The sequence below is a fragment of the Clostridium sp. HBUAS56010 genome (assembly GCF_007115105.1).
Taxonomy (GTDB): Bacteria; Bacillota; Clostridia; order Lachnospirales; family Lachnospiraceae; genus Lacrimispora.
The window spans coordinates 1-12128 of record NZ_SULJ01000015.1 but is presented as its reverse complement, the minus strand read 5'-3'; the positions used below and the strand labels follow the sequence as shown (position 1 = coordinate 12128).

Here is a 12128-nt window from a genome sequence, read left to right as displayed (position 1 = left end):
TTCTCTTGTCAAGTTCCCTTTTTTGTACAGAAAAAAAGCAATGCACTGCCAGACGAAACTGCAGTACATTGCTTCCGGTTATTATTTAAAATAGTTCACACCTGATTCAAATATCTTCATGTCCTGTTCCCCGTATATATTGAGCGCAACTCCCTGTCCCCTTCTTTCAGAATGAGCCATTTTACCGAGAATCCGTCCGTCAGGGCTTGTAATTCCTTCAATTGCCATATAAGAGCCGTTGGGATTCCAGAACTCATCCATGGTAGGACGTCCGCTCTCATCTACATACTGGGTTGCCACCTGACCATTTTTAAACAGCTTCTCCAGCCACTCTCCACTTGCCACAAAACGTCCTTCTCCATGAGAAGCAGGATTGCAGTATACTCCGCCTGACTCTGCTCCTGAAAGCCATGGAGACTTGTCTGTGACCACTTTAGTGTAGACCATCTTTGAGATATGCCGTCCAATGGTATTCATGGTAAGAGTCGGAGAATCCTCTCTCTGCTCCACAATGGTTCCTTCCGGCACAAGCCCCAGCTTGATCAGCGCCTGAAATCCATTGCAGATTCCAAGCATCAGGCCGTCTCTCTCATTTAAAAGCTTATTGATTCCCTCTTTCATGGTTTCATTCCGGAACACGGCTGCAAAAAACTTTGCTGATCCTTCGGGTTCATCACCTGCTGAAAAACCACCTGGGAACATCACGATCTGGGAATGATCAATATCTTTCCGGTATTGTTCCACAGACTCTCTGATCCCTTCTGCGCTTAAATTCCGGAATACTCTCGTGGTTACATTGGCTCCTGCCCTTAAAAAGGCTTTTGCACTGTCATATTCACAGTTGGTACCAGGGAAAACCGGAATAAATACATTGGGTTTTGCAACCTTATTTTTGCACACATATACATGGTCAGCCCGGTAAAGTTTCTCCGGCACCAAAGCAGCTTTTGCTCCAGAAGTAGTTGGGAACACTTCTTCAAGCGGTTCTGCCCAGGTATTCAATGCTTCTTCCAGAGAAATTGATGCCTCATGATAAACAAATCTGCCGTCATCTGTCACTTCTCCAATTACAGTATGAGGAAATGAAAGCTCTGAAAGTTTCTCTGACGGAACCTCACAGATAATATCTCCCCAGCCTGCTGCAAAGAAATCTTCTGGAGCAACACAATCTTTAATTTTCACACCCAGCTTATTGCCAAATGCCATCTTGCTTACTGCTTCACAGATTCCATGTCCTTCCACTGCATAAGCAGATATCACCTGTCCTGCGCAGATATCTGCAAAGAGTTCTTCATACCCTTTCATAATCTGATCATATACCGGAAGATCGTAAGAATCTCTCTCAATATGGAATAAAACAATAGAATTGCCTGCATGTTTTAGTTCCGGTGTAATAATATGATTCTGGCTGGCAATGTCCACAGCAAAGGAAACAAGAGTTGGTGGTACATCAATATCCTGGAATGTTCCTGACATACTGTCTTTTCCGCCGATAGATGGAAGTCCAAGCCCGATCTGTGCATGATATGCACCAAGAAGAGCAGCAAAAGGCTGGCTCCAGCGGGTTCCCTCCTCAGATAAACGACGGAAATACTCCTGAAATGTAAAACGGATCTTTTTATAATCTCCACCTGCTGCCACAATTTTTGCAACCGATGATAAGACTGCATAAATTGCTCCATGATACGGACTCCAGCTTGATAAATACGGATCAAACCCATAACTCATCATGGTAACCGTATCCGTGCTTCCTTCTGTCATTGGGAGTTTTGCTACCATGGACTGTGTTTCCGTCAACTGGTACTTTCCACCGTAAGGCATAAACACACTTCCAGCACCGATGGAACCGTCAAACATCTCCACAAGCCCTTTCTGGGAGCAGACATTTAAGTCGGAAAGCACTTTTAACCAGGCTTCTTTCACATCTAAAACCGGCTTCTTTGTAAAGAGATTTCCCTCTTTTCCAGGAACCTCCAAAACCACGGAAGCCTCCTGATGTGCACCGTTGGTATCTAAAAAGCGGCGGCTGATATCAACAATTGTCTTTCCTCTCCAGCTCATGATCAGTCGTTTTTCTTCGGTTACAACGGCAACGGCAACAGCTTCCAGATTCTCTTCTTCCGCAAAGGAAAGGAATTGATCCACATCCTTTGGATCAATCACCACTGCCATACGCTCCTGGGATTCTGAGATGGCAATCTCCGTACCATCAAGACCGGCATACTTCTTTGGAACCTGATCCAGATCAATCTTTAATCCATCTGCCAGCTCTCCAATGGCAACCGATACTCCACCAGCACCAAAATCATTGCACTTTTTTATGATCTTACTGACTTCTGCTCTTCTAAACAGCCGCTGGATCTTCCGTTCAGTGGGAGCATTTCCCTTTTGAACTTCTGCTCCGCAGGTCTCAATAGAAGCTTCCGTATGAACTTTGGAAGACCCGGTAGCTCCTCCGCATCCATCCCTGCCTGTCCGTCCGCCTAACAGGATGATTATATCACCAGGATCAGAAGTTTCCCTGATTACATTGGCACGTTTTGCAGCACCCATAACAGCACCGATCTCCATTCGTTTCGCAACGTAATCCGGATGGTAGATTTCTTTCACATATCCGGTTGCAAGTCCGATCTGATTTCCATAAGAACTATATCCTTTTGCTGCTCCGGTCACAATCTTCCTCTGGGGAAGTTTTCCTTTAAGAGCTTCACTAAGAGGTCTTGTGGGATCTGCTGCTCCGGTCACACGCATTGCCTGATATACATAAGTCCGTCCGGAAAGTGGATCTCTGATGGCTCCGCCAAGACAGGTTGCCGCTCCACCAAAAGGTTCAATCTCCGTAGGATGGTTATGAGTTTCATTCTTAAAATTGACCAGCCATTCTTCTTCTACTCCATCGTTTAACACTGGAACCACAATGCTGCAGGCATTGATCTCTTCTGATACTTCCAGATCTTCCAGTTTTCCTTCCATACGGAGTTTTTTCATTGCCATCAGAGCCAGATCCATCAGACAGACATACTTTCCGTCTTTCCCCTTTAACACTTCTTCCCGGTCGGAAAGATAGCGCATGTAAGTTTCCTCAATGGGTTTACGGTATTCTCCGTCTGTAAACACCACCTCCTTTAATTCTGTCTGGAATGTTGTGTGACGGCAGTGGTCAGACCAGTAAGTATCCAGTACCCGGATCTCTGTCATGGTCGGGTCTCTGTGTTCTTCCTCTTTATAATAATTCTGGATATGCAGAAAATCCTTAAAGGTCATGGCAAGATTTAAAGACTCATATAGACTTTTTAGTTCCTGCTCCTTATAATCTTTAAATCCTTCAAAGACAATCACGTCATCAGGTGCGTCAAATATGGTAACCAGAGTCTCCGGTTTTTCCTCATCAGCTTCCCTGGAATCCACCGGGTTAATACAGAACGTCTTAATGTCTTCAACCTGATTCTTCGTAAATGTTCCGGAAATCACATAAGTAACCGCTGATTGAATCACTGGTTCCTCATCTTCTTTTAAAAGTTTAATACACTGCTCTGCTGAATCCGCACGCTGGTCAAACTGTCCCGGAAGATATTCCACGGAAAATACCAGATCACCAGAATCAGCCGGAAACTTCTCCAGATAGTATTCATCGACCGGCGGCTCGGAAAAAATGGTAGTAAGAGCCAGACCATAGATTTCATCCGATAAATTCTCCACATCATAACGGATCAGCACCCGCACCCCTTTGACATCCGGGATTCCAAGATAACTTTTGATTTCCTCTTTTAATTCATTGGCTTTTACGGCATAGGCTGGTTTTTTTTCAACGTATACTCTTCTTACACTCATGATTTCCTCCTTGTAAAGAATCCATATGGTCCATTTATAACAACATCATACCACAAGATACATCAATTAGTAAAATTAATATATCTTATGTTATTAATCAGTAGCATTAATATAAAAGCATTCCATTTTCCTGCATTCTTTTTTATGTTCGACAATTTTCGACATTTTTAAGAAAAACACTTGAAAGTTTAAATGTTTTACCATATAGTAGTAAAGGATTTTTTACAAAGGAGCGCAGCAAATATGGATCTTGATCAGCAATTAAAAAATTTATCCCAGAAATATTCATTTGAAAACACGCAATTAAAAACAGATGAAAAAAGCAAAACTGTGGAGGTGTGCCTGTATCTGCAGGAAGATCACATTGACACGTTTATTGAAAAAGCAGGACAGCTTAATTCCATCGTAGAGTCCTGTGCCAACATGATCGGCATCTTTGATCATTCCGTACCCAAGGAACAGCTTATGCAGACCACACTTCGATGCGGAAAAGACAATACACTCCACATTCACACCGTGCCATCTATGCTTAAAATTCTGGTGGAGACACTGTTTGATTGAGAATCAATACGAATTTTATAAGACAGGGGAAACAAAGACCATCGTGTTTGTTTCCCCTGTTTCTTAGATCAGATGAGAACTGTCATTGCTTCCAGTCAATTTATAAGATCTGGTCACAGAGTTATATTCTACCGTTGTAATGCTGGCATTCCCCACAATTACCTGATCCTTCTGAGGATTATTGTGCATCATACAGGAAAGCAGATAAGCCAGAGTTGCTCCATGAGAAACAACGGCTGCATCTTCCTCTGCTTTTGTTACTCTTAAAATCTCTTTCAGTGCCCATTCACAGCGCCTTAGAATCTCTTTATAGGTTTCTCCCTCAGGAGGTGATGAAAGTGCTGGATCAACAGACCACAGACCATATTCCTTCGGATAAGACTGCTTGATCTCTTCCCAGGTCATCCCTTCCCACTTGCCAAATTCCACTTCAATTAACTGCTCCATGGGACATACTGGCACCTGCTGCCTGATTGCGATTTTTTCCGCCGTCTCCCTTGCACGCAAAAGTGTACTGGAAAAAACTCTGGAAACCTGACAATGGTCCATTGCCTCTGCCAATTGCTCTGCCTGTCTTTTTCCCGTCTCATTCAGGGGAATATCATGGCTTCCCTGAATTTTTCCTTTTATATTCCAGTCTGTCTGACCATGACGTATCAGATATATGTTCATCTTCTCTCTCCAACTCTTATCCTTCGTAATCCGTCCCGTCAGTTTCCTCTTCAAGGATTTCAAGCCCTTCAATTCCTGCCAGCGCTTCCATGTCCATGTTTTCCGCATTCATGCTGACCGCATCCATCGCCATCTTCATAATTCCCTGAATCTCTTCCACAGACATCTTCATTTTTGCCGCCAGTTCTTCCACCGTCGCTTCCCGTCCAAGTTCCCCTGCAAGCATCTGGGATATCTGCTGCAGCACATTGACCCTTGCTGTCAGCTCCTCACCGGTCTGCCCAGCCGCCACTTCCTCTTCCAATAGCTCCAAAACAGCACTGCGCATTCTCTCCTCTGCAAACTTGTCAAAAGACTCTTTGTCCGCATCTCCTTCATATTCCTCCACAGCCATCATGAGAGCCATGTTCGCTTCCTGGATCAGATCCGTAAGTAAAACCCCTTTTCCATCGAATTCTTTGGAAAGAGAAAGGGCAGTCTGAAGGTTTCCTTCCACAAGGCGCTTTTTTGCCTCCTGGCTGCCAGCCTTAATCTCTCTTAAAAGGTGCTCTGCCTCTTCTTTTGTACAGGGAGCAATCTCTCCCATCTCTTCTAAATACATCTGATAAAAGTCATCGTGCATATGTGTTTCACTCCTTTTTTTCTTCTTCACCTGATACCTGTGCCCGTAACTATACCGCAGCCTTAAAAATTTGTCAAATCTCTTTACAAACCAATTAATAGCATGATAGAATGGTCTTACATTTATAAGGAGGACTAATAATGGATATTAATTTTGAACTATATAAAGTATTTTACCATGTGGCTGCCACACTCAGCTTTTCCGAAGCTTCCAAGCAGCTCTTTATCTCCCAGTCAGCCGTCAGCCAGTCCATCAAAGTGCTGGAAAAAAAGCTGAATCAGACTCTGTTTATCCGAAGCACAAAAAAAGTCCAGCTTACCCCGGAAGGAGAGATCCTGTTAAAACACATTGAACCAGCCATTAACTTGATCCAGAAGGGAGAAAACCAGCTTTTAGAAGCCAATTCCTTAAACGGAGGGCAATTGCGCATCGGTGCCAGTGACACCATCTGCCGTTATTACCTGGTTCCATATCTGAATAAGTTTCATAAGGAATTTCCAAACGTTCATATAAAAGTCACTAACCAGACCTCTATTGAATGTGCTCATTTACTCGCTAACGGTCAGGTTGATTTCATTATAACCAATTATCCCAACTCCGGTCTTTCCAGTTCTCAAAACGTGCGGATCATCAATGAATTTTCCGATGTCTTTGTTGCCAATCAGGAATATTTTCCTCTAAAAGGGCAGACTGTAAGTCTTGATACACTGCAGAGGTATCCGATTCTCATGCTGGATCGAAAAAGTACTACCAGTGAATTTCTCCATCAGATTTTTCAAAAAGAACAGTTAGACTTAGTTCCTGAGATTGAATTAAGCAGCAACGATCTCCTGATTGACCTGGCACGCATCGGTCTTGGCATCGCGTTTGTACCTGACTTCTGTATCCCGGAACAGGATAAAGACTTATTCCAGGTCAGACTCACAGAAAAGCTTCCCATCCGTCAGATGATTGTGGCTTATAATGAAAGCATTCCCGTTTCTCAGGCAACGAGACAATTTATGGACATGCTGTAACAATAATCAGATCCTATGGACATGCTGTTTCAGATGGTATCTCAACTTTTTTCGTTCTCCGCATAGACCATCAGGGAACACCCCCAGATTTCATCTCCGAAGGAAAAATCATGCTTCGTTATTTTCTCCTGGATAAATCCAACTTTTTCATAACACCGTCTGGCGCCGGGATTGGAATCAAAGACATTTAAGGTAATCCGCTTCATACCAAGAATATCAACTCCATACCGGACAGCCAGAGACACCATGGAATATCCCAGACCTTTTCCCCTCTGGGCCGGATCCACTACAATATAGCCCAGATGAACACTGGACTTTTGGTAATTGACCCGGGACATCTGAAAGCTTCCCACCGGAATCCCCTCCTGGTTCAGTGCAGTAAATCCCCAGGAATCCTCTGCCTGCTCCAGCTTTTCATAATGAGCGTTCATCTGTTCTTTCGTAAGAGGAAAAGAAAAAGTCTCCCTGCACCACATGCGCATCATTTTTTCATCCGTAAGCCATTTCATTACAAAATCCCCATCCTGCTTCTTACATGGCCGTATTCTCAATATTTCCTTCATGAATTATTCTCCTTTTTGCTGTCTGTCCCAAAATTGTGCCGTCACTTCTCCAACACTGTTTAACCGCACTTCATAATATCCATCCCACTCCCTTGGAAATAACGCCTGATAGTCGGGTTTTAAAAAACGCTGGTCCAAAAGTGCTATAATTCCCTCATCTTCCACCGTCCGGATCACCCTTCCTGCTGCCTGCATGACCTTATTCATTCCTGGATACTGATAAGCATAGTCAAATCCCATACTCTCTTTCTCATCAAAATATCTCTTCAAAATCTCCTGCTCCGTACAGACCATAGGCAGACCCGTTCCTACAATGATTGCCCCAATCAGACGATTGGCCTTTAAGTCAATTCCTTCTGAGAATACTCCCCCCATCACGCAAAGTGCCACAAAAGAATCCTGCCGTTCTTCTGTAAATTCCATCAGAAAATCTTCCCGCTCCTGCTCATTCATGTGAGAAGCCTGAGATAAATAAGAAAATTCCTTTTTCTCATTCATAGAAATCTCTAACAATGCCTCAACCTCTTTTAAATACTGATAGGAAGGAAGAAACACCATATAATTTCCCTTCCTGGCACCCACAATCGCCCGCAGATAATCCACCACCTTCTGATACTCTCTCCGGTTCCTTCTGCTATAGCGGCTGCTGACATCAGCCGCCACCATCAGAAGCCTTTTATCCGCCGGAAAAGGAGACCTGGCATAAACCGCATATTCCTCCTGGTTTCCGCTTAATAATTCCTTATAATAGGAAACAGGCAATAACGTTGCGGAAAAAAACACGGTTCCATTGCCTTTACTCAGACATTCTTTTAGATTTTCTGACGGATTAACGCAGAAGAGCCGGAGCATAAATCTTCCATCCTTTAGCAGTTCTGTATAAATCCGATAGTTTTCATCCAGCCGTTCATAAATATTAACAAAATTCCTGATACAGAAATAAAAATCCAAAACCAGATCCCTGTCTTCAAATTCCTGATGAACCTCCATAAACTTTTCCAGTTCTCCAAACAAAGACAGGATATTTGTCATAAAATAACGGATATCCTCAAGAACCTGAAATCCTTCACATTCCCTCTTTTTCTCAAGAAGTTCTCTGTTGCACCGTTCCAGCAGTCTTGCAAGCTTCATATCCATAGGTTTGATAATCTTTTTAATCAGCAGAATATCTTCCTTATAAACGGCAGCACTGTACATTTCCCTTGCTCTTGGCACCAGATTATGGGCTTCATCAACAAGAAAAAGGTAATTTCCGTTTACTCCCTCGGAAAAGAAGCGTTTCAGTCTGATGTTGGGATCAAAAACATAATTATAATCGCAGATCACCCCATCGACCCAATTGCTGATATCCAGGCAGAATTCAAAAGGACACACGGAAAAACGCTCTGCATATTCAAGAACTGCCTCTCTGGTAATATCCGTTTTCTCATGAATGATACTGTAAACCGCATCTCCCACCCGGTCAAAATGACCTTTTGCATAAGGACATGCTTCCGGATTGCATTCTGGTGTATCCAAAAAACAGAGCTTTTCTTTGGCCGTTATCGTGACCGCATTGAAATAAAGCCCGTTTTCCTTTAATATAGAAAAAGACTCTTCTGCAACACCTCTTGTAATAGTCTTTGCCGTAAGATAAAACAATTTATCTCCAAGCCCCTCTCCCATTGCCTTTATTGCTGGATAGATGGTGGAAAGTGTTTTTCCAATCCCGGTAGGTGCCTGAATAAACAGGTTTCTTTTTCTTACAAGACTTCGGTATACCGATACCACCAGATCCCTCTGTCCTTCCCTGTAGGGAAAAGGAAAGGGAAGCTCCCGTATGGACTCATCTCTTCTTATTCCATGAATGTATAAATACCTTGCCCATTTAACATACTCGTGAATCAACCCTTGAAACCAGGTTTCAAGTTCCTCAAAGGTTTTCTCGATCTGGAACCGTTTGATCTCCTCTGTTTCCAGATTGCAATAAGTCATCTGCATCACCGCTCCCGGAAGGCTCTTATCAAAACAATAGAAATACCCGTAGCACATCGCCTGGGCAAGATGAACGGAAATTGGTTCTTCCAGATAGGATAAATCCAGATACATTCCCTTAATTTCATCAATCATAATTCCTTCCGGCTTATCTATGATTCCATCCGCCCGTCCTTCAACAAGAATCTGAAACTGCTCCATTGAAACCATGTGCTTTAAAGATACTTCTGCCCGGTAATCCGGTCCCATAAGGCGCTGTATCTTCTTATGAATTCTGGTTCCTTCCTGCATGGCGGTTTTTTCAGCAGCAGAAGTTCTCCGGTTATCAATGTCGCCGGTACGCAGTACAAACTCAACCAGATTTCTCACTGATATCTTTATAACTTTCTGTGCTGTTTCATCCATTCCTGATGAACCTCCTTTTACCAGTCAGTATTCTCTCTCTTTCCACAAAAAAAGGAAACTGCATGCCATCGGCTTACAATTCCCTTTTTTCTTACATTTGTTTAAGCTGCAGAATAGTTCTTTGGAGACCGCTGTTTGAGAAATTCTTCAAACTCTGCATCCTCTCCATGAAGCTCCACTGTCAAAACCTTTGATAAATCCAGACTCAATACACCTAATATAGACTTTGCGTCGATCGTTACTCTATTGTAATATACGTCTATGTCGAATTCACACTTTGCAGCAGCAGTAACAAACATTGTTGCTTCAGCAATCGTTGGAAGCATAATCTTAAACTGTTTCATAATAAAAACTCCTCTGTGATAAAAAAGTTATAAATTACTTATATCACGATTGACACCATTTGTCAAATTATGCTCCGGGAATTATTCTTTTCTTACATTTTACCACAATCAGGAATGCTTTAATAGCAGAATAAATTTTTTATTTTTTTCAAAAAACTCTTGCAATTAAAACACTTCTATGCTATACTTTCAAAGTGCTCGGGCAAGGGTACATAATTTCTGCCAAAGGGGAATAGTTCAATGGTAGAGCAACGGTCTCCAAAACCGTAAATGGGGGTTCGAGCCCCTCTTCCCCTGCTCATGATAAGTCTTAAAATTCTTGATAAATCAAGGTTTTGGGACTTTTTTATTTTTCAAATTTGTGCCCAGATGTGCCCAATACAATTATCAAAAAGCGTTCTCTATCATAGCTAATGTTTCTTCCTTTGGAAGAGGATTATAGATATATCCCAAGGTGGTTTGAGCGTCAGTATGTCCAAGCAAGATCCTTATTTCATCAATAGGAACGTCATTTGCATCTAGCTTACTTGCAAACGTTTTTCTTATCTTATGAGTAGACTTATTTGAAATACCTGCTTTCTTACATGCCCACCTAAGCGCATTGCCGACATTGTTTGTATTCAAGTGCTTACCCTCTTTTTGGAAGATGAATTCATTGTTTCCATTTCTTTTGCTTCGGATATCTATAATTTTTTCTAATATATCGAGGGCTTTAGGGATAAGAGGCACGTACCTGCTGGTGTATGTTTTTGTATGATCTACTATTTCCCATTTATAATTTATCGTTCCATCACTTAGCCTTTCTCTTATGTGAACTTCTTCATCTTCAACGGAAAGATAATTCTCAATCATATTTACATTTTTCCATTTCAACGCAACAAGTTCCCCTACACGTAGTCCACAATATAGGTTAAAAAGTATCGCAAGATATGATTCGTTCTGGTTTGAATTATACATTTCCCAACACACCGATATTAGTTTTTCATCTTCGTTCCCGACAAATACCTGTGTTTCAGGTGGTTTCTTTGAAATCTGTCTATATTTGACTGATATTTTCACCCCCGCCCACGGATTAGTTTTAATGAGATTTTTTCTATAAGTGTAGTCCCATATTCCGCCTATAATAACCTTAACATTCTGCCACTCTTTTCGAGTCATGTTATTATCTTTGATAAGACTATTGGCCCACGATTCTAAATCTATCGTAGTAAGAGTTTTCATATTCTTATTACAGATTTCAGAATCAATACAATATCTTTTCCAATGATTAGTGTGTCGATATATTGTATTTTCTGAATTAGTTATAGATCTTTTATATGGCAGCCACATTTTATACATATCGTTCATGGTTAGATTTACATCATCAGTTAGTCCATAATGTTCAGCCAGCTTCATCATTAACTCATCTTCTGTGTTACCTTTGATTTTTCTTCTACCACTCTCCTTCGTTATATCTTCAACGTGAGTTTGCCATCTCGGATCTTTCGCATTTTCTGATGGCGGTGTTATTTTATACTTATGGATCTCTCTAACTTTTTCTATCATTTTCATATTAACTTGTCTTGACACTTCATCCAAGTTAATCATACCATTACCTAACGCATATTTCAATAATTCCTCTTGTGTCAAATTACACATCACTCCATTCCTATAATAATACCGCCCATTACAGGCGGCTCAAATCAATAACAATATGTATGCCACTTAGTTTTCAAATAGACACCGTTCCCCTGTTTCCCTCTTGATTGCCAAATCACATAATCAGGCAGTATACTTCCATTCTCAAGTACCCACTTTGCATTTGCCCAATTTCTCTCGGTAGGCACTCTATTTGCATTGCCATCGTACCAAGAAGCATACTGGATTCCCCATTTTCTATCTGATGCAACTCCTATGGCGGTATCTGGAAACTCTTTGTGTTTCATTCTATTTAATACTACAGATAATACAAACCTCTGCTCCTGGTCATCACAAAATTGCGCTTCTCCACAAGCAATTTTAGCAAACACTAATAAATCTTCTTCTGTATATTTAATCTCTGTATCAGACAAGTACTCTGATTTAATAAAAGCATGATTGTTTTCACAGTCTTCAGCATATATCATTGACCAGCCATCAATTTCAAGTATTACGTCAACAG

At 41.7% G+C, this 12128-nt stretch carries 10 protein-coding genes and 1 tRNA gene; 3 read left to right on the top strand and 8 right to left on the bottom strand.

The features are described 5' to 3' along the window. Positions 1-81: 81 nt before the first annotated feature. Positions 82-3831 carry a phosphoribosylformylglycinamidine synthase gene (locus tag FAY33_RS17370; protein ID WP_143322503.1) on the bottom strand — a complete coding sequence of 1250 codons (3750 nt, stop codon included), beginning with the start codon at positions 3829-3831 and terminating at the stop codon, positions 82-84. Positions 3832-4074: 243 nt separating this feature from the next. Here FAY33_RS17370 and FAY33_RS17365 point away from each other — a divergent pair, with 243 nt between their 5' ends. After that, positions 4075-4392 (top strand): hypothetical protein, encoded by a 318-nt coding sequence (locus tag FAY33_RS17365; RefSeq protein ID WP_143322502.1) that lies wholly within the window; start codon positions 4075-4077, stop codon positions 4390-4392. Positions 4393-4455: 63 nt separating this feature from the next. On the opposite strand, the gene FAY33_RS17360 is transcribed toward FAY33_RS17365, so the two are convergent. Both FAY33_RS17360 and FAY33_RS17355 read right to left on the bottom strand, forming a co-directional pair. Continuing rightward, a complete protein-coding gene (locus tag FAY33_RS17360; protein ID WP_143322501.1) occupies positions 4456-5064 on the bottom strand; it encodes a histidine phosphatase family protein in 609 nt (202 codons plus the stop codon). Positions 5065-5080: 16 nt separating this feature from the next. Then, positions 5081-5686 (bottom strand): sigma-70 domain-containing protein, encoded by a 606-nt coding sequence (locus FAY33_RS17355; RefSeq protein WP_143322500.1) that lies wholly within the window; start codon positions 5684-5686, stop codon positions 5081-5083. Positions 5687-5826: 140 nt separating this feature from the next. Here FAY33_RS17355 and FAY33_RS17350 point away from each other — a divergent pair, with 140 nt between their 5' ends. Next, a complete protein-coding gene (locus tag FAY33_RS17350) occupies positions 5827-6702 on the top strand; it encodes a LysR family transcriptional regulator (RefSeq protein ID WP_143322499.1) in 876 nt (291 codons plus the stop codon). 41 nt (positions 6703-6743) lie between these two features. On the opposite strand, the gene FAY33_RS17345 is transcribed toward FAY33_RS17350, so the two are convergent. The 3 genes from FAY33_RS17345 to FAY33_RS17335 all read right to left on the bottom strand — a co-directional run bounded on the left by FAY33_RS17345 (position 6744) and on the right by FAY33_RS17335 (position 9988). After that, positions 6744-7265, bottom strand: a complete 522-nt coding sequence (locus tag FAY33_RS17345; protein WP_143322498.1) for a GNAT family protein — start codon at positions 7263-7265, stop codon at positions 6744-6746. Between the two features lie 3 nt (positions 7266-7268). Next, positions 7269-9644, bottom strand: a complete 2376-nt coding sequence (locus FAY33_RS17340; protein WP_143322497.1) for an ATP-dependent DNA helicase — start codon at positions 9642-9644, stop codon at positions 7269-7271. A gap of 101 nt (positions 9645-9745) precedes the next feature. Further along, positions 9746-9988 carry an HPr family phosphocarrier protein gene (locus tag FAY33_RS17335; RefSeq protein WP_143322496.1) on the bottom strand — a complete coding sequence of 81 codons (243 nt, stop codon included), beginning with the start codon at positions 9986-9988 and terminating at the stop codon, positions 9746-9748. 226 nt (positions 9989-10214) lie between these two features. Between FAY33_RS17335 and FAY33_RS17330 the strand changes: the two genes are divergently transcribed. Next, positions 10215-10285 (top strand) — tRNA-Trp (locus FAY33_RS17330). Between the two features lie 90 nt (positions 10286-10375). Here FAY33_RS17330 and FAY33_RS17325 read toward each other — a convergent pair. Continuing rightward, positions 10376-11599, bottom strand: a complete 1224-nt coding sequence (locus FAY33_RS17325) for a site-specific integrase (protein WP_185967681.1) — start codon at positions 11597-11599, stop codon at positions 10376-10378. Between the two features lie 71 nt (positions 11600-11670). Beyond that, on the bottom strand, positions 11671-12128 hold a 458-nt coding region (locus FAY33_RS17320; protein WP_143322494.1), incomplete at its 5' end, for a cell wall hydrolase.